We start from the raw sequence: 21,280 nt of genomic DNA, 5'->3' as shown, positions 1-21,280 counted from the left end.
CGTCTCAGTCGTCGAACGGCCCGAGGCCGAGGTCCCGCTGGAGTTTCACTCGTCGGAACTCGACGAGGTGGTACTGGGTCGCCAGCACCGCCGCGGCCGCCATCACCACCGCAAACATCCCCGTCCGGGTCACGGGGACGCCGTGGACGTAACCGTTCACCAACTGTGCCGCACCGATGAAGACGGGGAAGAAACTCGCTAACGCGGTCCGGACCGGCAGTTCGCGGAACATCTCCCAGAACGTGACGTTGTTCTCGACGGCCATTCGGTAATCGCTCCTTGACCGAGTCATCGGCCGCGGTCACATCATCTTTCCGCATCCGCGTTCTGACCGGTCATCCGCGAGTGACGACACACCGCCGGGGAATCTCCCGGCGGGAGGGTTCGACCGGCACGCCGGCCGTCCGCGGGAGCGCCGGGGCGCTTACGGCAGTCCCATGGGCGAAGTCGTCGTCGAGGGGGTCCGCTCGGGTCCGTAGACGAGGTGACAGCCGTCGGCGTGAACCTCGACGCGACAGCCCTGGACGTCGAAGACGACTCGCCCGCCGGTGCGGGGCGCACCGTCGTGACGGTCGGCGAACAACTTGTCGAGCGCGTCGGGGTCGACGGCGTCGTAGAGCGTTGGGCCCTCTCCGACCGGGTCGCAGTCGCTGATCTCCGAGACGGCGGCGACGATGGCCGCCGTCAGGTCGAGGTCGTCGGTCGTCTCGACTCGGTACGCCGCTCGGCCGTCTCGGTCGAACTCCGGCACTCGCTCCGTGAGTGTTGCGTCGTCGTGCATGGTTTCTCTCGAACCGTTTTCCGCGATCGGTTTACGCGTGAGTCGGAGTTATGAAATAAATAATTCACGATTCGAGGTCGACCGAGCCCCTCTCAGACGCCGTCAACGCCGTCGTTCGGCGGCTCCCGGGCGACCGACCTCGGAAACGACCGATTTCCCGTCGGACGATTTGGAGGTTCGGCGATCCGTCTCGCCCAGCCTCGATTCGCGTTCGCCCGGGGTCAGCGTCGCTCCCGTCGATAGTCCGGGAGCGTGTCGTCCTGCAAGACCGCCGTGCGGCCGCCGTCGACCAGCAGGTTCGTCCCGGTGACGTAGCCGGCGTCGTCGCTCGCGAGGAACGCGACGGCCCCGGCCACGTCCTCGGGGTCCCCGAGGCGGCCGACGGGGTGGACCGACTCGAGTTCGGCGCGCTCCTCGTCGGTCAGGTCGCTCTCGGTGCGGTCGATGGCGACCCAGCCTGGGTTGACGGTATTCACCCGGATGTCGGGACCCAGGTCGAGCGCCATCGCGCGAGTCATCCCGTCGATACCGGCCTTCACGGCGTTGTAGGGGAACATCTCGGGCATCGTCAGGAGAGCGTGGTTCGAGGAGACGTTGACGATGGCTCCCTCGTCCATGTGCGCGACCGCGCGCTTCGCCGCGAGCCAGTAGGCCCGGAAGTCGGTTTCGACCACGAGGTTCCAGTCGTCGAGAGTCGCCTCGGTCACCGAGGTGTTCGTCTCCACCCCGGCGTTGTTCACCAGCACGTCGAGTCGGCCGTACTCCTCGGCGGTGGCGTCGACGAGTGCCGCGATGTCGTCGGGGTCGCGCATGTCGGCCCTGACGAACGTCGCGTCGCCGCCGTCGTCCCGGATTTCGGCGGCGGTCGCCTCGCCGTCTTCCTCGGTGCGGCCGGTGACCACGACCGACGCCCCTTCGCGGGCGAATCGTTTCGCGATACCCTCGCCGATGCCCCTGGTCGACCCGGTGACCAGCACCGCGGAGTCGTCGAATCGGTTCATATACTCTCGTCTGTAACTCTCCGGAGCGGCGTGACGTAAAAGACGGTGTTTGCGTGCACGAGACGGGATGTCCTCGTGAGCATCTTCGCGGAGTTACAGACGAGAGTACACTCGCACCTCCGCGGCCCGGGGTTTCACTCCTTCGTCCCGCCGCGCGCTCGGGCCGACCGGCGTCGGGCTATCCGACGCCGGTCGGCCCGAACACACGCTATTCGGAATCGCTCACTGCCCGCCACGCTCAGGGCCGCTTTCCGCCGGAGCGACGAGACGAACTCGAACCGCCGCCTCCGCCGCGGCTACCGCCGGTGCTTCGACTACTCCGTCTCGGACTCCCACCACCGTCCGGACTGGCGCCCTTGCGACCGCCGGCGGCTCCCCGACTACCTCCGCTTCCGCGACCTCCGTCCCCTCGACCGCTACCGCCGGACCGACCGCCTCTCGACCCAGGCCGCGTCACCGCGAACGTCGACCCCCGACGCTTCGTCGGACCGCCCGCCGACTTCGCGGCGTTCGCCCCGCCGCGTCCGGTTCCGGACCCCCGTCCACCGCGTCCGGCCGCAGGTTCCCCGCTTCCGGATTGCGAGTCCGGCCCCACGTCGCCGACCGGAACGACCGCCCCGCCCGACGAGACGTTCGAGGCGATCCAGTCGAGGAACGCGTCGGGGCTCCGCGACTGGGTCCAGATGGCGCCCGGCCCCTCGAACTCCACGACCAGTCCCTCGCCGCTCAACAGCGTCGACTTCAGCCCGCCGACCTGCCGGACCGAGTAGTCGACCGAGGCGTCGAACGCGACGACGTGGCCGGTGTCGACGGTGTACCGGTCGCCTGCGGCCAGCGGAATCCGGTCGATGGCGCCGAAACTTGAGAGGAACGCGGTGCCGGGGCCGGTCAGCCTGAGTAGGAACAGCCCCTCGCCCGCGAAGAAACTCCGGAAGCCGCCGAACTTCGTGTCGAGTTCGACGCCGGGCGTCCCCGCGAGGAACGAACTCGACTGAACGAACACCGACTCCTGGCCCAGTTCGCGCTCGACGACGTCGCCGGGGAGTCGGGGCGCGAACGTCACCGACCCCGGCTCCCTGGCCGCGAAGGTGTTGACGAAGAACGACTCGCCGCCCAGCACGGTGCGTTTGAGCGACCCCAGCAGGCCGCCGCCAGTCCCCGTCTCGAGGTCGATGCCGGCGGTGTGGCCGAGCATGGCGCCGGATTCGGCTCGAATCGCTTCCCCGCGGTCGAGCGCGACCTTCAACTGCGCGAAGGTCGGTCGGTACGAAATCTCGTGTCGCATCGGACGCGGTACGACCGCGACCGCCGTTACTGTGGTGGCACCCCGGAGTCGACGAACCCGGAGCGCCCGTCACTCCCGCGTCAGAATCATCGCGGCGTCGTCAGCCGGTTCGCCGACGCTCGCCTCGAACTGGGCGGCGTGGGCGGCCTTCAACCTCGTCAGTTCCGCCTCCGAGAGGTCCATCCGGTCGCCGAACTCGTCCCAGACGTGGTCCCGAACCGAGAGGTAGTAGGCCGTCTCGTCCCGGGCCACCTGCGGGTCCTGGTGGAACCTCGTCCGGTACTCGTAGACCAGACCGTCGACCGACAGTCCCTCGAAGTCCTGGACCGCGCGCTGGTGGCGCGCCACCAGCGCGCGGTCGTCCTCGTCGGTCACGTCTGGGAACGCCGCCAGCGGGTCGTCGGGCATCTCACCACTCCGCGACGCTTCCGTCGGCGTGGCGCCAGACGGGGTTGTGCCAGTTCACCTCGCCCGCGCGCTCGCGGACGACGTCCTCGTCGATTTCGATGCCCAGCCCCGGCCCGTCCGGGAGTTCGACGTACCCCTCCTCGTACTCGAAGACGGCGGGGTCGGCGAGGTAGTCGAGGACATCGCTACCCTCGTTGTAGTGGATGTCGAGGCTCTGCTCCTGGATGAGCGCATTGGGTGTGCAGGCGTCGACTTGCACGCAGGAGGCCAGCGCGATAGGGCCGAGCGGGCAGTGGGGCGCGAGCGCCACGTCGTAGGCCTCGGCCATGCTGGCGATCTTCTTGACCTCGGTGATGCCGCCGGCGTGGCTCAGATCGGGTTGGATGACGTCGACCGCGCCCGACTCGAACACCTCCTTGAAGTCCCACCGCGAGTACATCCGCTCGCCAGTCGCGATGGGCGTCGTCGTGTGGGCGGCGATCTCGGGAAGGGCGTCGTTGTGTTCCGGCAACACCGGCTCCTCGACGAAGAACGGCTCGTATGGTTCGAGCGCCGCCGCGAGGCGCTTGGCCATCGACTTCGCGACCCGGCCGTGGAAGTCGACGCCGATGTCGACCCGGTCGCCGACCGCCTCGCGGACCTCCGCGATTCGCGCCTCGGCCTCGGCGACCGCGGCCGGCGAATCGACTCGCTCCATCTCGGGCGTGGCGTTCATCTTCAGCGCGGTGAAGCCGGCGTCGACCTTCTCGCGGGCGGCCGCGCCCACGTCGGCGGGTCGGTCACCGCCGATCCACTGGTAGACCCGCACGCGGTCCCGGGCGCGGCCGCCGAGCAGTTCGTAGACCGGCGCGCCGAAGTGCTTGCCCTTGATGTCCCAGAGCGCCTGGTCGATGCCCGCGATGGCCGACATCAGCACAGGACCGCCCCGGTAGAACCCCCCGCGGTACATCGTCTGCCAGTGGTCCTCGATGCGGAGCGGGTCCTCGCTGAGCAGGTAGTTGTCCATCAGTTCCTCGACGGCCGCCCGGACGGTGTGTGCCCGACCCTCGACGACCGGTTCGCCCCAGCCGACGAGGCCGTCGTCGGTTTCGACGCGCAGGAAGAGCCAGCGCGGGGGCACCTCGAACAGTTCGTAGTCCACGATCTTCATCGTCCCGGGCTACGTACCCCCTATCGGTAAATCCCGGTGATGACGCGTCGATTCGCCCGACTCGAACGACTCGCCTCGGCCGGCCGCGAACGGACACAATTATAACTCCGCCAAGTGAAAATTACAATCGATGGACAAGCTTGAAGGCGTCTCGAGCGAGACCCTGCGGGAGAAACTCGCCGCGGCCGAGAGCCCGAAGGCTGCAAAGCGCCTGATGGTCGCGCTCGCGTACAAGGACGGCGTGGCCGTCACGACGCTGGCCGACCGCTACGGCATCCCGAAGTCGACGCTCTACTACTGGCTCGACCGCCTCGACGAGAAACCGCTCGACGCCGCCGTCGAGGACGACGAGCGACCGGGCCGACCGTCGGAACTCGACCGCGAGCAACGACGCGAACTGTTCGACGCGGTCGCCGACGACCCCCGGGCGTACGGCTACGACGCGGCCGAGTGGACGCCCGAACTCGTCCGGCACTACGTCAAGCGCGAATTCGGCGTCTCCTACTCCGTCGGGCACATCCGGCGACTCCTCCGGGAGGAGGACGTCAATCCGGCGTAGTTCGGTGTAGCCCGGCGTAGTTCGGCGTAACCTTGCGTATTCCGGCGAACTTCGGTCGTCTCTCTGCGCTTCGGTCGCCCCGCTCCTCTCGTCCCGTTCCGCTTCCGCGGTTTCACCGTCGCCCGATTCGTCGGCCGCCGACCAGCGCGGCCGCCAGGAGCGCGACCAGCGCGGCCGCGACGCCGAATCCGGGCACGCCGCCCGCGGTGCCGCCGCTGGCGGTCGCGGTTTCGGTGTCTCCGTCGAGGGCGTTTGCGGTCGTCCCGCTCGTCGTTTCGGCGCCCGCGGTTCCGCTCCCGTTCGCCGACACGAATGGTCCGACCCGGACCAGCCAGCCGTCCTTGCCCGCCGCGCCGTCGCCGGAGGTCTGGCCGGCGAGCACGTAGCCGCCGTCGTGGGCGCGAACGTGGGGCCACGGCTTGTCCCACGAGTCGGTGCCGACGTAGGTCGACGCCCGGGCGTTGCCCTCGGCGTCGGTCGCGAGCAGGTAGCCGTCGGCGCCGCCGACCGGCCCGGCGGTCGAACTCCCGGTGAACAGGTAGCCCGAGTCGGTCCGCATCGCCGAATCGAGCCACTGGACGCCCTCGCCGCCATGGCGGCGCTCCCACGCCTTCGTCCCGTCGCCGTCGAACTTCACCAGCCAGCCATCGCGCGGCCCGGTGCTGTTCGATTCGGTTTCGCCGACCACGACGAGTCCGGAGTCGGCGGGCGCGGCGGCCCACACGTCGTCCCTGTTCGCGCCGCCGGCGGTGGCGCTCCACGCTTTCGCACCGTCCGCGCCGACCTTCAGCGCCCACGCGTCGTCGCTGTCGCCCTCGATCTTGCCCGCGAGGTAGTAGCCCGCCGAGTCGTTCGCGGGGACCACGTCGCGGACGTAGCCCGCGTCGTAGCCCTCGGGCGGCGCGTAGCTTCGCGCCCACGCCCGCGAGCCGTTCCGGTCGAGTTTCATCGCCCAGCCCTCTGTCCCGTCGCCGCGGGTCCACCCCGCCAGCACGTACCCCGAGTCGTCGGCTTCGAGCACGTAGAACGCGCCCGGCCCGGGCGTGCGCTCGCTCCGGCGCTCGCCGCCGGGGCCGAGTTCGAGGATCCAGCCCTTCGCGCCTCCCTCGCGGTCGGTGCGGCCCGCCAGCACGTAGCCCGAGTCGGTCTTCGCCACGCCGTAGAAGCGGTCGGTGCCCGACCCGCCGAACGTCTTCGCCCACTGCCGGTGGCCCTCGGCGTCGACCTTGACGACCCAGCTGTCGCGGTCGTCGCCGCCCTTCCATCCCGCGAGCAGGTAGCCGCCGTCGTCGGTTCGCACAACGTCGGCGAAGATGTCGTCGCCGCTCCCGCCGTAGGTCCGGCGCCACCGCTCGGTGACGTTCTGCGAGACCGCGTCCGTCACCGCCGGCATTTCGCGGAGCGCCTCTCGCTCGGTGGCCTCGCTCGACGCCGTAACTTCGTTCGACTTCGTGGCCTCGTTCGACTCCGCGGCCTCCCCCGTCGAGACGGGCGCGTTCGCGGCCGCGGCCGCGAACGCGCCCGCTCCGGCGACGCTCCCGCCGACGAGGAGCGCCGCCAGCAGAAGGTGTACGTATCTTTTCATGACCTGTTCGCGTTTCGGGCCGGAAGCGAGTTTGTTATGGGCCGACTGTCGTACGCCTCGGGGCGCCTGCCCGGTCCGTCCGGCGGTGCCTGTCGCGGCGTAGGCTCGGCCTGACGCCCCTGCGGGGCGCCGAGCGGTCGCCGTCGAATTCGAAGGCGGTAAATCCGCCGCGGGCGACGGTCGGGACGTGAACCGGACCGTGCTCCTGCTGGCCGGCGTCGGCATGGTGTCGTGGGGCGTCTGGGCGGTGTTCGCGGAGTTCGCCACCGAGACGCTCGCGCCCGAGGTGGCGATGGACGTCTCCTACGTCGCGGGCGTCTCGGTCGCGGTCGGATACATCCTCGCGCAGGGGTACGCGCCGACGCTCTCGGGCGCGGGCGTCGGCTACGCCGTCGCCGGCGGCCTGGCCTCCGGCGTCGGGTCCATCGCCTACTACACGGCGCTCCAGCGCGGGTCGACCGCGCTCCCGACCACCGTCACGGGCCTCTACTTCGTGGTCGCGGTCGGCATCGGCATCGCGCTCCTGGGCGAACCCGTCGACGCCCGCGACCTCGCCGGCATCGCGCTCGCGGTCGGCGCTGTGGTGTTGCTCTCGTCGTAGCGCCTTCCTTCATTTTGGGTGGGACGTCGTTGCTGTGCGCTGTCGACTCACACTCAACGTTGAGGGAGGAGAGACCGAACGCAACCGGAATCACAACTGCGACCGTGGCCGCTCTGACTGCGACCGCCTAGACTGCGACCGCACACTCTACATATGAGAACCGCAACCGCACCGCGACCGCCACACGCCTCCCCAGCCGATTCCTTCGCGCCTTCGTCGCTCAGTCATCCCTCGCACGGTCGCACCCTGCCGGGTGCGCCTTCGCGCGCCGAAAGTACCATCGAAGGTGCGCGAAACTGGCTTTTGACGTGGCGCGCGGAAACGCGGCGCCTCGCGCCGCGTTCGCGTGAGGGACGACCGAGAGAGCGCCTCGGAGAGGCGCGAACGAGGGAGTCGGTTGGGGAGGCACGTGGCTGCGGTCACTCATTTGTGGAGTGTAAGTAGCGGCCGTATTCCTCTTAGACAAGTCGTGTTCCTGGCGGTCGTATTCTTTCTAACCAAGTCGCGGTCACTCATTTGCATCACGATTAGCTAGCGTCGCACGTCGGTAGAACCTGAAGTTGCTACCACTAAAGAGAAAGACCGCGTGACGGCTTCTCGACCCGAGACGTGGTTTCGCACCGTCTTCTCGTACCCTCCGTTTCCTAGTCCCGTTGCCAGGCCGGGGGCGCGCGCCCGATGCGACGAAGTAGCGCCGGATAGCCGAACGCGACCAGGAGCGCGACCCCGACCCGCAGAACCAGGCTGTCGATGCCCAACTGGATGAGGACGATGACGATGAGGAAGTACAGCAGCATCATCACCAGAAACTGCGTCACCAGTTGTCGCCACGCGATGGCCATGCGGGAACTGACGTTCCGGGGATAGATAAGTGTGCAGTGCGATAGCGATGCGCTTCGACGGCGTCGAGGGTCCGGTCACGTCGTCACGCCGAGGTGGCGGTCCATCACCTCCTCGTCTTCCCGGAGCTGTTCCGAGGTGCCGTGGTAGACGATTTCACCCCGGTCGAGGACGTAGTGGCGGTCGGCGAGTTCGAGCGCGACCTGAACGTTCTGCTCGACCAGCAGCACCGAGATACCCTCGTCGTTGAGGTCGGCGACCAGTTCCTCGACCCGCCGGACGACGTAGGGCGCGAGTCCCTCGGTCGGTTCGTCGAGCATCAGCAGGTCGGCCCCGCCGACCAGCGCCCGCGCGATGGCGAGCATCTGCTGTTCGCCGCCCGAGAGCGCGCCGGCGAGCCTGTCGGGGTGCTCGCCGAGGTTCTCGAAGGTCGCGAGCACCTCATCGATGGACCTGCGCTCGGCGGTTTCGCCGCCGCCGAGCCGACCCACCCGGAGGTTCTCGCGCACCGTCAAGCCGGGGAACACCCGGCGCTCCTCGGGGACGAACGCGACGTTCCTGCGGACCGTCTCTTCGGGCGAGAGCCGGGTCACGTCCTCGCCGCGGAAGGCGACCCTGCCGGCCGTCGGTTCGACGCTCCCGAGAATCGACCGCAGCGTCGTGGTCTTGCCCGCGCCGTTGCGCCCGACGAGCGAGACGATCTCGCCCTCGGCGACGCAGAGCGAGACGCCGTGGAGCACCTCCGTCTCGTCGTAGCCCGAGACGAGGTCGGTCACGTCGAGGAGCGGGTCGTCGGGGCAGGCCCCCGCGTCGAGGCGCGAGCCCCGCCGGTTCTCGCCCGTCATTCTCGGACACCTCCGAGGTACGCCTGCTGGACCGCGTCGTCGTCGGCGATGGCCTCGGGCGTCCCGGTCGCCAGCACCTCCCCGCGGTTGAGCACCGTGATGGCGTCCGAGACGCTCATCACGAGATCGATGTCGTGCTCGATGAGCAGCAGGGTCCGTCCGGCCAGCACGTCGTCGATGAGTCGCATCGTGCGCTGGGTTTCCTCGCTGCCCATCCCCGCTGTCGGTTCGTCGAGCATCACGAGGTCGGGGTCGGTCGCCAGCACGAGGCCGAGTTCGAGTCGCCGCCGGTCGCCGTGGGCCAGCGCGTGGGCGTACTCGTCGGCCCGGTCGTCGAGGCCGATTTCGGCGAGCACCTCGTCGGTCCGTCTCTCGACCGACTCGAACCGCCGGGTGGGCGTGAGGAACTGCCGGACGAGCGGGATGTCGTCGTCGGCGACCGACTGGGCCGCGAGCCTGACGTTCTCCCGGACCGACAGGCCGCCGAAGACGGTGCTTATCTGGAACGACCGGCCGATGCCCCGTCGCACCCGGTCGTGGGGCGCGACGTCGGTCACGTCCTCGCCCTCGAAGAACACCCGGCCCGCCGAGGGGACGAGCGCGCCGGTGATGCAGTTGAACAGCGTGGTCTTGCCCGCGCCGTTGGGGCCGATGACGCTCCGGAACTCCCCGCGCTCGACGGCGAGGTCGACGCCGTCGAGCGCGGTGAAGTTGCCGAACCGCTTGGTGAGGCCTTCGGTCCGGAGGACGGGGTCCTCCGGGTCGGCGGCGGTCGGTTCGGCGACCGCCGCCGAACCATTCCCATCGGCCGGGTTCGCGTCGGCCTCCTCGTCGCTCGCCGCCATCACTCGTTCACCTCCTCGGCCAGCGTCTCGTCGCTCCGCGAGTCGCCGGGTCGGGGCCGACGACCTGCGACCTCGAAGACCTTCTCTGGCAGCGACACCAGTCCACGCGGGAGCGCGACCACGAAGACGACGAAGACGGTTCCCAGCACCAACTGCCAGTGGCCGGTGTACGACGACAGCACGTCCTGGAAGCCGATGAACACGCCCGCACCGACCATCGGACCGTAGAGGGTGCCCATCCCGCCGAGCACCGTCATCACGATGACCTCGCCCGAGTTGGTCCAGTGGAGCAGCGACCGCGCGACGTAGCCGTTGTGGATGCCGAAGAGGCCGCCGGCGAGTCCCGCCAGCGCCCCGCTGACGACGAAGCCGCGGCGCTTGTAGGCGGTCACGTCGTAGCCGATGAACTCGGTGCGGCGCTCGCTCTCCCGGATGGACTGGAGCACGCTCCCGAACGGCGCCCGCATCATCCGGCGGGCCAGCAGATACGACCCGACCACGACCACCAGCAGGAAGTAGTAGAACAGCGCGTCCTCGCCGACGACCGGTATTAGCTCGGCGATGTCGTCGAGTTCCATGGCGACGCCGCCGATACCGTAGACGACGTCGGCGCCGAACAGGCCGTCGCTCCCGCCGGTCCACTCGAACTTCACGACCGCGTTGTAGAACAACTGGGCGAACGCCAGCGTGATCATCGAGAAGTAGACGCCCGAAACCCGGATGGAGAAGTAGCCGATGACCCACGCGATGACGGCGCAGACCGCCACGGCGGCCGCAAGCGCGACGAACGCCGAGGTCGTGACGTGGAGCAACACGAGCACCGCGGCGTACGCGCCGGTGCCGTAGAACAGCGCGTGACCGAGCGAGACGAGTCCGGCGTAGCCCATCACGAAGTCGAGGCTGAGCGCGAACAGCGCCCAGATGAGCACGTCGGTCATCAGCGTCACGGCGTACTCCGAGTAGAGTACCTCGGTTCCGAGCGGGACGAGCGCCAGCAATCCGACCACGGCGACGCCGAGGCCGAACCGCTGGCGGTCGGTGAGCACACCGCCGCCTCGCCCCGTGAGTAGTTCGCCCTCGTCCTCGCCGCCGTCGCTCTCGCCGAACAGCCCCTCGGGCCGGACGAGCAGGACGAGAATCATGAGCAGGAAGACGACCAGACCCTCCAGGAAGGGGACGTACGTCCGCGCGAGCGTCTGGACGACGCCGACGCCGAGGCCGCCGACCACCGCGCCGCGGAAGCTACCGAGGCCGCCGAGCACGACGATGACGAACGCCGGGATGATGACCGAGTTCCCCATCCCGGGGTTGACGTTCTGGTGGGCACCGAGGACCACGCCCGCCGCCGCGGCCAGCGCCGCGCCCGCCGCGAAGACGAGGGTATAGTAGCGGTCGATGTCGATGCCGAGGTTCCGGACCATCTCGCGGTCCTCCGAGCCGGCCCGGACCACGAGGCCGAACCGGGTGTTCTCCAGCGCCCACCAGGTGGCGAACGCCAGCGCCGCCCCGAAGGCGATGATGAAGTAGCTGTACAGCGAGTTCGTCACGCCGAACAGGACCACCGGCCCGTCGAGTATCGCGGGCGCGGCGAACGACTTGGCCTGTTTGCCCCAGACCAGCGTGATGAGGTCGTTTACGATGAGCACCAGCCCGAACGTCAGCAGGATGTGGTAGAGCGGGCTCCGGTCGTACAGCGGTCGGAGCGTGAACCGCTCGATGACCGCGCCCACGACCGCCACCAGCAGCGGCGCGACGAGGAGCGCGACCCAGAAGCCCAACCCGCCGAACGGCGCGGCGACGGCGAACGCGAAGTACGCCCCGAGCGCGAACAGTTCGCCGTGGGCGAAGTTGATGACGTCCATCACGCCGAAGATGACCGAGAGGCCGGCGGCTATCAGGACGTACACCATCCCGATGGTCAACCCGTTCAGCAACTGCTCTGACAACCCCGTGAGGCCGACCATGTTAGAGGTCGCAGTTGACGCTGTCGCAGGGCGGGATGGCGTTCTTGCCCTCTATCTTCGAACGGAGCTTCACGTCCGCCATCTTCCCCGAACTCGATTCGACGAGTTCTCCGGCCCACACGGGGTTCAACGCCTGGTGGTCGCACTTCCGGAACTGGTTCTGGCCGAACAGGCTCGGCACTTGCAGTCCCGGAAGCGCGTCCTTGACCTCCTCCGGGTCGTTCGACCCGGCCTCCTTGATACCGTGGGCGGTCATCCGGATGGAGTCGTAGGCGACCCGGGCGAAGTTGTCGGGCTCCGACCCGTACGCCTCCTTGTAAGCCGAGACGAAGTCCTGGTTGTCGCCGGTGTCTATCTTCGGGACGTACCGCACGCCGCCGTAGGTGCCGACGGCCGCCGGCCCGAGCGCCCCGCGGACGACCTGGAACGTCATCGTCGGGCTCATCAGCTTCACGTTCTGCTTGAGCCCCTGGTTGGCGGCCTGCTTGACGAACTTGATGAGGTCGCCGCCGGTCATGCCCAGCACCGCGACCTCGGCGTCGGAGTTCGATATCTGGCTGATGTACGACCCGAAGTTGCTCGCGCCGAACTGCGACTTCGAGACGCCGGCCTCCGTGAAACTGCTGTTGGCTTTCTTCATCCGCGAGCGCCACTCCCTGAGCACCGAGTTGCCGTAGGCGTAGTCGGCGACGTGGAACCACACCTTCGTCCCGAGGTTGTTCACCGTCCACGGCGCGACGCCCTCCGCGACCTGGGCGGTGTTGGTTTCGGCCCGGAAGACGTACTCGTTGCACTTCTCGCCGGTGATGGGCAGGGCGGCCGCGCCGGGGTTGTAGATGACCTCCTCCTTGGCGGCGAAGGAGTTGAGCGCCAGCGCGGTCGAACTCGAGATGGCGCCCATGATGTACTGGACGTCGTTCTGGTCGACGACTTTCTGGGCCTTCCGGGTCCCGACCGCCGGTTTGGCCTCGGTGTCGTCGTAGACGGCCTTCACCTGGAAGCCGAACTGGTCGCTCTGGTTGACGTGCTTCACCGCGAGCTTCGCCCCCTGGCGCTGGCCCTGGGCGAGGCCGCCGTACGGGCCGGTCATCGGGCTGAGGACGCCGTAGTTCACCGTCCCGATGTCCTGCGCGGTTCCGGACCCACCGACGCATCCGGCGAGTCCGCCGACTCCGACCGCCCCCGCGAGGCGAAGGAAGGTCCGCCGCGATCCGATCGTGTTCGTCCGTCCATCGTTACCGCGGCACGTGGTTTCGTGACCCATACCGGTAAGGCGGAATACTGCATAATAAATCATCGGCTCGAATGTGACGGTAGGTCTACCTTACAAGAAGTCCGAATCGGACGGCAGGAAGGTTCTCTGTCGGTGTGAACGCGGTCGGCTTCAGGGCGAAGATGTACCGCCGACGACGGACGAGCGAGGAACGTCGCTCACTCGAAGTGCGGCACGACGTCCTCGCCCAGTCGCTCGACGCACTCGACCATCGCGTCGGTGCCGATGCCGGGGTGGTAGGTCCGGAAGACGAAGTGGATATCGTCGCCCAACGCCTCACGGTACTCCTCCAGTCCGTCGATTACCTGCTCGGGCGTGCCGTAGATGGCCTGGTCTTTCAGTTCTCGCACGCGCTCGTCGGGCAACTCCTCGACTTCCTCGCCCGAGAATATCTCGGCGTAGCGCCGCTGGATGTAGAGGTAGCCCTCCTTCATCGCCTCCCAGGCGTCCTCCTCGGAGTCGCCGACGAAGCCGTGCTGGAGCACGTAAATCTGGAAGTCGTCGTCCGCGTCGCCGGCCTCGTCGGCGTCCACGCGCAACCCTTCCTCCGCGCGGACGTTCCGGATGTCCTCGACGCGCTTTCGGACGCCCTCGACCGAGAGCGCGGAGGGCGCACACCACGCGTCGGCGACCCGGGCGGCCCGGCGGACCGCGGGTTTGGCCGACCCGCCGTACATGACGGGAATCTCCGAGTCGGGCTTGGGGGTCACCGTCGCGTCGGGCGAGACGTCGTGGAACTCGGCGTCGTAGTCGAGCGGGCCGGGCGACCACGCCGCCCGGAGCAGGTCGGTGGTGTCGGCCAGTCGCTCGACGCGTTCCTCCCGGGGGACGCCGAACTGCTCGAACTCCTCGGGGTTCGAGCCGATGGCGAGGCCGAGCGTGAGTCTCCCGTCCGAGAGGAGGTCGACCGTCGCGGCGTCCTCGGCGAGTCGCACCCCGTCGTACAGCGGCGCGAGCGCGATGCAGGTGCCGAGTTCGACGTTCTCGGTTTCGGCCGCCAGCGCCCCGAGCGCCGGCATCGTCGCCGAGAGGTAGCCGTCCTCGGCGAAGTGATGCTCGGAGACCCACGCGCTAGCCAGTCCCGACTCGTCGATGGCCCGCCCGAGGGCCAACATCTCGTCGTAGAGTTCGGCCATCGAGCGGTCGTCGTCGGGTCGTCGCTGACAGGTGAACAGGCCCGTCCCGATTTCCATACCGGAACGTCGGCCGGCCGGGCCTTAATGCTTTATAAGGTATGAGTCGGCGGAGCGGGAAACTCGCCGACGGTGACGAAGTACGGACGTCCGAGAATCGGCTCTCACGACCGGCGTTCGGTTTGACTGTCGCCCCACGCAGTTCCTACAAGCGAGTAACCGATGACGAGGAAAGCGAACGAAAGTATCCCTGCCGACAGCAAGAACAGGGTGCTGACCATCCCCAGTTGAGTCGGAACCCGGACCACGGGAAGAAACCCTACTCGTTCGATGGTCCACTCCGGCCTGCGGACTAAACGCGGGTTCGTCCGCCAGGCGTTCCACAGTACGAAGAGAAAACCGCTCGTGGTCCAGAGGGCCGACGCGACGAGCCAATTCTTGACGTAGCGGTAACTGAAGACGAACCGCGATACGCGCCGTATCCCCTCCGTAGAGACTGCGGTCCCGCGGTCGGCGTAGTAAGCCATCATCGCGGGCGTGAGATACAGTCCGAACAGTAGCGAAGCGACGTACGCCAACCGCAGTCCCCCTTCGATGCCGTGTGGGTCGCCGGCTAGGTACGCGGACGGAACCGTGTTCGTTGCGACGGCGACGTCCTGCAGGATTCGGAGGAGGTCCCGGGAGACACCGCCCGCTCCGCCGATTCCGATTCCCAACCAGTCCACGAGAGCGGTGAAGTAATCCTCCGAAAGCGCGTCGATTCCGAAGAGGTCGAACAGCGAAACGAGGTAACTGTCCGAAGCCGACTCTCGGAAGCCGTCAGTCGTGATGAAGAACACTTCACCCATGTAAAACAGGGTGAGCAACGCCGGTAGGTGACACGTCGTCCATATCGCGAGGCCCGCGAGTCCGTCGACTGTCAACTCTTTCAACCCCCCGATTTCGGGGACGGACGTTCGGCGATTCGCGTTCACCTCTACGACCTTGACCAGGTATCCGACGACGAAGAAGACGAAGAGGACGTTCCCGGTCGTGACGAGAAATCCGCCGAGGAGTAGCGTTCTCGCTTTCGCAGAAAACTCGGCAGACTCCGAAATCAGCCGTCGGCTCATCCTTCGTCTCCGACCGCGTCGGACTCGCTTTCGGTCTGGATGGTGGCCCACACTCGTCCGATTATGGTGAAAGATGCGACCAGGAAGCAGAACGAGAAGATAGAGAAGATGGTGACGATAGCTTCGGCAAACACGTTGCCCAGTCCGAGAAACCCGTATCTTCGGCCCGTACTCCAGACGGCATTCGAGAGGGTGTTCGCCGTCAGCGGAAGGAACAGGTATCCGACTAGCCAACTGAGGAGAAAGAACGGCCACGCGAGTACGTACCGTCTGTCCGTGAGGATGGTACGGAGCGAGGTGAAGTCGAAACCGTCGAAGAAGTTACTACGGGTGGACAGTTTCATCAACGCCGCCGGAGTGACGTACCAGACCAACAACAGTAACAGGAAGCGGTCCCACTGAACTGCGATTTGGTCGAAAATGGGTCCCGGAATTTCGTCGCGTTTCTGACCGATGATGCCCAGCGCTTCACCTCCGTACGGGACCAGAATCGCCAGTATACCTCCACCCGCGAGCAGCACCAAGAACGCGGCCATGATCTTCCCGCTTTCTACCGTTCCCCGCTCTTCGAGCGTGATGCTTATTATCGGAATAGAGAGGTACACCGACCAAATGCCGTACGCCTTCACTCCGTCCCAGAACATCACACGCCACTCCGAGAACGACGGGTACCCCTTCTCCGCTCGCGTCGAACGACGGAGAACGCCGATCAGGTACCCCCAGACGAAGATCAACGGGACGACCGTGACGGTCCCGTAGTACCAGAGGAACCCCCCGAGCAGCGCAGTCTTGACCTGCTCCTCCAACTGCTCGAAATAAGGCGCAGGCGTTCGCCGGCCGTCTTCCCCCATCTCTCCCGACGTTCTGCTATAGAGCTTCGATTAGTCTTTTCGGCCGTCTTCTGACAGTTTGGGCGGCTTTCGTTTCCGCGCGGTTGCCCGGGCAAGAACCCCTTTTTCGCCGCGAGGTATCGCCGACGTCAGACGGCCCACCGGGGCCGACAGCGCCGTCAGTGCTCGATGGTCGTGATCTCCTCGACGGGCCACTGGCTCAGTATCTCGACGCCGTTCTCGCGGACGACGACCATCTCCTCGACCCGGACCCCCTGGCGGTCGGCCGGTCGCATCGTCTCGACGGCCATCGTCATCCCCTCCTCGATCTCGATGGGGTGGTCGGGCGAGATGCCCCGCCAGATGAGCGGCACTTCGTACAGTTGGAGGCCCAGTCCGTGGGCCCAGTGGTTCGTCGTCATCTCCCAGAAGTCCTCGGCGCCGTACCAGTCCATGTGCTCGCCCTCCTCGTCGGGGAACCCCTCGCAGATGTCGTCGGTGGTCGCGCCGGGTTCGATGCGTTCGAGCACGTCGTAGAGGTCGTCGCGGGCCTTCTCGTAGGCCTCCCGCTGGGCCGCGGTGGGTTCGCCGACGCTGAAGGTGCGGTAGTAACACGACCGGTAGCCCATGAACCCGATGTTGTAGAAGTCGGCGTAGACCAGGTCGCCGGGCCGGATGACGCGGTCGGTCGTGTTGGCCTGGTGTTTGGGCCAGGTGTTCGGCCCCGAGGTGACGTAGCCGCCCTGGACCATCGCGCCGAGACGCCAGAGTTCCTTGGTCGCCTCGCCCCAGACCTCCGACTCGCGCATGCCGGGCTTGGCGGTTTCGGTGATGCGCTGGAAGCCGGCCTCGCAGAGCGCCGCAACCATCCGCAGGCACTCGATCTCGTCGCGGGTCTTGACCTTCCGGGCGTCCTCCATCACCTGCGCGCACTCGCCGGGACGGACGTCGACGTCCCGGTCCTCGAACTTCGAAATCAGGGCCTGATTGCCCACGTCGATGCCCATCGGCTCCTTCTTCACGCCGTACTCGTCCATCGCTTCGACGATCAGGTCGGCCATCTTGCCCTTGAGCCAATCGCGGGCCGAATCTCGCCCGGAAGCGCGGGGGACGTTGCCCAGGCCCGGCGCGGCGTACCGAATGTCGTCGAGCCACGGACAGTTGAACCGCTGGTTGCTCGCGTGGTCGGCGGTGTCCCAGTGGACCACGTCGCCGTCCTCCGTGAGGAGGGTGTAGTGGTCGGCGCCGCTCCCGCCGGTCATGGCGAGGCCGGTCACGTACCTGACGTTCGGGTCGTTTATCAGGAGCATGCTGCCGAGGCCGGCCTCGCGCATCCGTTCGACGGCGCGTTCCTTGCGCTCGGCGCGCATCCGCTGGAAGTCGATGCGCTCCTCCCAGTCGACGCCCATCGTCCCGCGGGTACCTTCCATGAAGTCGCGCTGATAGAAACCCATGCACTCGGTTACTTCGAGAGCGATAATGAAAGTAGGTGAAAGACGGCGGGCGACGGACCGGGACGTTCGGCCGGACTGGGGTTACCGGAAGTGGTCGGCGACGCTCAGGAGGTACACCACGAGTATCACGTCGAGTATCAGCGCCAGGGGTTTGAACGTGACGAGGCTGAGGAACGCGCTGAGGCCGTAGGAGACGAGCGCCCACTTGTACCCCCAGTACTGGAGCGTCCAGAGGCCGTAGAGGACGAGTATCTTGGCGACGACCAGCGCGAGCATGAGCAGGCCGACGCCGGCGAACGGCCCGCCGCCCATCACGCCGAGCGCCTCGAACAGCGAGACGGTCGCGCCGAGGAACCCGATGACGCACAGAATCGTCACGCCGAGCGGTCGCGACCGCGAGCGTCTACCGTAGGTGGAGGGAATACGGTTGGATTTCCGAGGGGAACGTCATAAGTTTTCGGTCGGCGAGCGGTTCACTCCGGTGACGGGTCCTCCGGACGTTTTATGAACGTACCGCTCGACGCAACACGTACCATGTACAAGCACGTGGCCCTGCTCGTCCGCCAAGAAGGGATGTCCCACGAGGAGTTCGTGGACCACTGGCAGAACGAACACACCCCAATCGCCAGGGAGATAGAGGGCGTCGTGCGCTATCAGACCGTCCTGCCGACCGACCCCGAGAACGCCGAGTTCGACGGCCTCGCCGAACTCTACTTCGAGGACCTCGACGCGCTCCACGACGCGCTGGGGAGCGAGGGAAGTCGGGACTACGACCCCGAGAAGGGGAAGGCGAAGGAGGCCCGCGAGGACGTGAACAACTTCCTCGACATCGACCGCCGCCCGCGGTTCATCGGTGAGGAGGTCATCCAGAAGGACGAGGTCGACGGCGACACCGACGGCCTCTACAAGCACTCGGCGTTCCTCGTCCGTCAGGACGGGATGAGCCACGAGGAGTTCGTCGACTACTGGCAGAACAACCACACCCCCATCGCCCGGGAGATAGAGGGCGTGGTCCGGTACGCCACGGTCCTCCCCACCGACCCCGAGAACGCCGAGTTCGACGGTATCGCCGAACTCTACTTCGAGGACCTCGATAAACTGTACGACGCGCTGGGAAGCGAGGGGAGTCGGGACTACGACCCCGAGAAGGGCAAAGCGAAGGAGGCCCGCGAGGACGTGAACAACTTCCTGGCCATCGACGAGCGTCCGCGGTTCATCGGTCGGGAGCGACTGGTGAAAGACGAGACGAGCGAGTGAGAAGCGCGGGAACCGGCGAGTGAGTGCCGGGGCGTCTCAGTCGTCGTCGCCGGGAAGCGGGCGGAGTACCCCGTACCAGAGACGGTAGGCGACTTCCCCGAAACTCCCGCCGATCGAGAGGTTGCGACTCACGCTTTCAGATCGCGGGAACACTCGAAGGCTGACGATTCCCCACAACACGGCGATTATCACGCTGCGCAAGCGCTTCGTTCGGATGTCGCCGATGTCGCGGTCGTACGCCCAGGTGTAGGCGACCTGCAGTCCCATCCCCGCGACCAGCCACCGCGGGGAGAGCGGAACCGGTTCGCCGTCTTCGTCGGTGGTACGTCGCAACGGGACAGTTGGAACGGAAGCGCCAGAATCTCGCCTAAGAAGACGATTCGCGCCCACGTTCGTCGGGAAACCATACTGATTGTAGGACTTTTGACGATATAGCTGTTCTGTCGTCCGTCTCGTTATTCGGTCGTCCGGTCCGTTTCGTCCCCGTGGAGTGGCCGAACGAACGGAGTCGGAACGCTGCGGTCGGCCCCGGCGCGCCTCGTCAAAACCTCGCCACCGTTCACTCGCCCACCGACCACGTTCGGAGACGCGACCGCTCGGACCGCGAACGACCCCCGAAACGCGAACCATTACGTGCCGCGGCCGAGACGTTCGACCCATGACTGGCGACCGGCCCGACTACGAAACCCAGGTGCGCGAGGCGTTTCCCGAGATCGAGGACGTCGAGAGCGAGTCGCTCCGCGAGCGGATCGTCGAGGCGTGGGTGCTGGCGCTCGAACGCGGCGGTTGGCGGGACGTCCACGACGTTCCCTACGCCTGGAACATCCACGACGTGAGCAACGTCGAGCACGTTCGCGGGGTGACCCGAATCGCGGCGAAATCCGCGGAGGAACAGCGGGAGTTCCACGGCGCCGACCCCGACGAGGACGTGATACTGGCGGCCTGCCTGCTCCACGACGTGGGCAAGTGCTACGAGTACGTCGACCACGTCGACGACGAGAAACTGCTCGAACCGGACCCGACCTACGCCGCCGAGACGATTCCCCACTCGCTGTCGGGGTACGCGCTGGCCCACGAGGTCGGCTGTCCGCTCGCGGTCCAGCGCGCGATTCCGCACTTCCTCGGCGAGGTCCCCGAGCGCACGCTGGAGGCCGAACTGGTCAAGAGCGCGAACTCGGCGTCTTCGAACGCCATCACGCAGTCGGCGATGGGCATCACCCTCCAGGAGTGGGTCGAGCAGTACAGCCAGACCCAGTAGACGTTCGGGGCCGGCCCCCGAATCGGCCGGCGGTGGGGGCCGGCGGCGAGGACCGCCGCGCGGCGGTCCTCGCCGCCGACGAAGGGCGCGTTCGCGACGACACTTTTGGACGTGGCGCTCGTAGCCCGCACGGACCATGCGACCCAGCGAACTCACGACGTTCGTGGAGGGCCTGCTCCACGAGGAAACCCAGGTGACCGAGCGCGGCCTCGACCTGACGGCGGCCGAAATCTACGAGATCGCGGAACCCGGCCGGGTCGACTTCGGCGGCGGCGAACTCGAAGACGCGAGGCTCGAACCCCACGACAAGGAGTGGCGCGACGAGGACGACGACTACCGATGGTGGCACCTCGACGGCGGCCAGTACCTCTTAGAGTACAACGAGTCGTTCGCGACCGACCGACGGCTGACGGTCCAGACCCGCGACGAACTCCGCGAGCGCGGCGCGTTCCACCCCACGCTGGAGGTGCAGGAACTGCGGCGGGTGCCGCTCTCGGTCGCCGCCGGAGGTCTTCGCATCAAGGAGAACGCCCGCGTCTCGACGCTGCTGTCGCCCGAAGAGGGGGCCGAGTGATGTACGAGAAGACCAGCCTCTCGGACCTCGAAACGCGCGAGGTCGAGGACGTCGAACCCCGACTCAAGGCGGTGGGCTACGAACTCCGCCCGGAGAAGATGCGCCCGAGCGTCTGGGAGTTCGAGGCGGGCGAATCCAACAACCGACACCGCCAGCGCGAACAGGAGGAACTCTACTACGTCGTCGACGGCGAGTTCTCGATGACCGTCGAGTCCGAGGCGGGCGACCGGGATACCTTCGACCTCGACGCGGGGGACGTCGTGGTCGTTCCGCCCGAATCGTGGCGCCAACTGGAGGCGAAGGAAGCCGGGACCGTGCTGGTGGTCGGCGCACCGAACGCGAAGGACGACGCCGTCACGGAGGAGTGAATCCCGGAGTCGGTGAACGTCTCTGTTCGGGTCCGGACTCCGCTTCTACGCCACGAACCCGATGAAACCGTACCGCCACTGAGCGCGCCACGTCCGAGGTGCATTTCGACACTTCGTCCTCGGGTGTAGGCGCGAACCGGCGTCTTCGGGAGCGAAG

At 67.2% G+C, this 21,280-nt stretch carries 23 protein-coding genes and 1 pseudogene; 6 read left to right on the top strand and 18 right to left on the bottom strand.

The annotated features are described in order from the left end of the window. Nucleotides 1-4 precede the first annotated feature (4 nt). From NGM07_RS21955 to dgoD, 6 genes and pseudogenes are all read right to left on the bottom strand, one after another. Nucleotides 5-265 (bottom strand): hypothetical protein, encoded by a 261-nt coding sequence (locus tag NGM07_RS21955; RefSeq protein WP_253520474.1) that lies wholly within the window; start codon nt 263-265, stop codon nt 5-7. Between the two features lie 159 nt (nt 266-424). Next, nucleotides 425-781, bottom strand: coding sequence for a HalOD1 output domain-containing protein (locus NGM07_RS21950; RefSeq protein ID WP_253520472.1), 357 nt, complete (start codon nt 779-781; stop codon nt 425-427). Between the two features lie 221 nt (nt 782-1,002). Further along, nucleotides 1,003-1,782: an SDR family NAD(P)-dependent oxidoreductase gene (locus NGM07_RS21945; protein WP_253520470.1), complete on the bottom strand. Its 780-nt coding sequence runs from the start codon at nt 1,780-1,782 to the stop codon at nt 1,003-1,005. Between the two features lie 640 nt (nt 1,783-2,422). Next, a pseudogene (locus tag NGM07_RS21940) lies at nt 2,423-3,067 on the bottom strand (TIGR00266 family protein); the annotation flags it as partial. A gap of 69 nt (nt 3,068-3,136) precedes the next feature. Next, nucleotides 3,137-3,475, bottom strand: coding sequence for a DUF8048 family protein (locus tag NGM07_RS21935; protein WP_253520468.1), 339 nt, complete (start codon nt 3,473-3,475; stop codon nt 3,137-3,139). Between the two features lies 1 nt (nt 3,476). After that, the gene (gene dgoD / locus NGM07_RS21930; RefSeq protein ID WP_253520466.1) at nt 3,477-4,625 is read right to left on the bottom strand and encodes a galactonate dehydratase; all 1,149 of its coding nucleotides are present in this window, start codon (nt 4,623-4,625) and stop codon (nt 3,477-3,479) included. A gap of 130 nt (nt 4,626-4,755) precedes the next feature. Here dgoD and NGM07_RS21925 point away from each other — a divergent pair, with 130 nt between their 5' ends. Further along, nucleotides 4,756-5,184 carry a helix-turn-helix domain-containing protein gene (locus tag NGM07_RS21925; RefSeq protein WP_253520464.1) on the top strand — a complete coding sequence of 143 codons (429 nt, stop codon included), beginning with the start codon at nt 4,756-4,758 and terminating at the stop codon, nt 5,182-5,184. 112 nt (nt 5,185-5,296) lie between these two features. On the opposite strand, the gene NGM07_RS21920 is transcribed toward NGM07_RS21925, so the two are convergent. Then, nucleotides 5,297-6,769: a PGF-CTERM sorting domain-containing protein gene (locus NGM07_RS21920; RefSeq protein WP_253520463.1), complete on the bottom strand. Its 1,473-nt coding sequence runs from the start codon at nt 6,767-6,769 to the stop codon at nt 5,297-5,299. Between the two features lie 187 nt (nt 6,770-6,956). On the opposite strand from NGM07_RS21920, the gene NGM07_RS21915 reads away from it, so the two are divergent. Then, the gene (locus NGM07_RS21915) at nt 6,957-7,370 is read left to right on the top strand and encodes an EamA family transporter (protein ID WP_253520461.1); all 414 of its coding nucleotides are present in this window, start codon (nt 6,957-6,959) and stop codon (nt 7,368-7,370) included. Between the two features lie 644 nt (nt 7,371-8,014). Here NGM07_RS21915 and NGM07_RS21910 read toward each other — a convergent pair. The 10 genes from NGM07_RS21910 to NGM07_RS21865 all read right to left on the bottom strand — a co-directional run bounded on the left by NGM07_RS21910 (nt 8,015) and on the right by NGM07_RS21865 (nt 18,044). Next, nucleotides 8,015-8,212 carry a hypothetical protein gene (locus tag NGM07_RS21910; protein ID WP_253520459.1) on the bottom strand — a complete coding sequence of 66 codons (198 nt, stop codon included), beginning with the start codon at nt 8,210-8,212 and terminating at the stop codon, nt 8,015-8,017. A 75-nt stretch (nt 8,213-8,287) separates the two neighbouring features. Next, nucleotides 8,288-9,055 (bottom strand): ABC transporter ATP-binding protein, encoded by a 768-nt coding sequence (locus NGM07_RS21905; RefSeq protein WP_253520458.1) that lies wholly within the window; start codon nt 9,053-9,055, stop codon nt 8,288-8,290. Beyond that, nucleotides 9,052-9,900 (bottom strand): ABC transporter ATP-binding protein, encoded by an 849-nt coding sequence (locus NGM07_RS21900; RefSeq protein WP_253520456.1) that lies wholly within the window; start codon nt 9,898-9,900, stop codon nt 9,052-9,054. Before NGM07_RS21900 ends, NGM07_RS21905 begins: the two co-directional genes overlap by 4 nt. Continuing rightward, nucleotides 9,900-11,864 carry an ABC transporter permease gene (locus NGM07_RS21895; RefSeq protein WP_253520454.1) on the bottom strand — a complete coding sequence of 655 codons (1,965 nt, stop codon included), beginning with the start codon at nt 11,862-11,864 and terminating at the stop codon, nt 9,900-9,902. The genes NGM07_RS21900 and NGM07_RS21895 overlap by 1 nt, the downstream gene beginning before the upstream one ends. Nucleotide 11,865: 1 nt before the next feature. Continuing rightward, the gene (locus NGM07_RS21890) at nt 11,866-13,128 is read right to left on the bottom strand and encodes an ABC transporter substrate-binding protein (protein WP_253520453.1); all 1,263 of its coding nucleotides are present in this window, start codon (nt 13,126-13,128) and stop codon (nt 11,866-11,868) included. A gap of 167 nt (nt 13,129-13,295) precedes the next feature. Further along, nucleotides 13,296-14,330, bottom strand: coding sequence for an LLM class flavin-dependent oxidoreductase (locus NGM07_RS21885; protein ID WP_253520451.1), 1,035 nt, complete (start codon nt 14,328-14,330; stop codon nt 13,296-13,298). Nucleotides 14,331-14,434: 104 nt separating this feature from the next. Continuing rightward, nucleotides 14,435-15,382, bottom strand: coding sequence for a DUF4013 domain-containing protein (locus NGM07_RS21880; protein ID WP_253520450.1), 948 nt, complete (start codon nt 15,380-15,382; stop codon nt 14,435-14,437). Next, on the bottom strand, nt 15,379-16,233 hold the full coding sequence (locus NGM07_RS21875) for a DUF4013 domain-containing protein (RefSeq protein ID WP_253520448.1): 855 nt from the start codon (nt 16,231-16,233) through the stop codon (nt 15,379-15,381). Before NGM07_RS21875 ends, NGM07_RS21880 begins: the two co-directional genes overlap by 4 nt. Nucleotides 16,234-16,391: 158 nt before the next feature. Next, nucleotides 16,392-17,666, bottom strand: a complete 1,275-nt coding sequence (locus tag NGM07_RS21870; protein ID WP_253520446.1) for a M24 family metallopeptidase — start codon at nt 17,664-17,666, stop codon at nt 16,392-16,394. 81 nt (nt 17,667-17,747) lie between these two features. Beyond that, nucleotides 17,748-18,044, bottom strand: a complete 297-nt coding sequence (locus NGM07_RS21865) for a hypothetical protein (RefSeq protein WP_253520445.1) — start codon at nt 18,042-18,044, stop codon at nt 17,748-17,750. A 156-nt stretch (nt 18,045-18,200) separates the two neighbouring features. On the opposite strand from NGM07_RS21865, the gene NGM07_RS21860 reads away from it, so the two are divergent. After that, nucleotides 18,201-18,923: an EthD domain-containing protein gene (locus NGM07_RS21860; protein WP_253520443.1), complete on the top strand. Its 723-nt coding sequence runs from the start codon at nt 18,201-18,203 to the stop codon at nt 18,921-18,923. Between the two features lie 36 nt (nt 18,924-18,959). Here NGM07_RS21860 and NGM07_RS21855 read toward each other — a convergent pair whose 3' ends face one another. Continuing rightward, on the bottom strand, nt 18,960-19,256 hold the full coding sequence (locus NGM07_RS21855; protein WP_253520441.1) for a DUF8097 family protein: 297 nt from the start codon (nt 19,254-19,256) through the stop codon (nt 18,960-18,962). A 325-nt stretch (nt 19,257-19,581) separates the two neighbouring features. Between NGM07_RS21855 and NGM07_RS21850 the strand changes: the two genes are divergently transcribed. From NGM07_RS21850 to NGM07_RS21840, 3 genes are all read left to right on the top strand, one after another. Then, nucleotides 19,582-20,181, top strand: a complete 600-nt coding sequence (locus tag NGM07_RS21850; protein WP_253520439.1) for an HD domain-containing protein — start codon at nt 19,582-19,584, stop codon at nt 20,179-20,181. 136 nt (nt 20,182-20,317) lie between these two features. Continuing rightward, the gene (locus NGM07_RS21845) at nt 20,318-20,755 is read left to right on the top strand and encodes a dCTP deaminase/dUTPase family protein (protein WP_253520437.1); all 438 of its coding nucleotides are present in this window, start codon (nt 20,318-20,320) and stop codon (nt 20,753-20,755) included. Then, nucleotides 20,755-21,123 carry a cupin domain-containing protein gene (locus NGM07_RS21840; RefSeq protein WP_253520435.1) on the top strand — a complete coding sequence of 123 codons (369 nt, stop codon included), beginning with the start codon at nt 20,755-20,757 and terminating at the stop codon, nt 21,121-21,123. The genes NGM07_RS21845 and NGM07_RS21840 overlap by 1 nt, the downstream gene beginning before the upstream one ends. Nucleotides 21,124-21,280 lie beyond the last annotated feature (157 nt).

It is taken from the genome of Halorussus vallis (assembly GCF_024138165.1).
In the GTDB taxonomy this organism is placed as follows: domain Archaea; phylum Halobacteriota; class Halobacteria; order Halobacteriales; family Haladaptataceae; genus Halorussus; species Halorussus vallis.
Note: the sequence above shows the minus strand (reverse complement) of the source record. Positions and strands in the feature narration are given on the sequence as shown.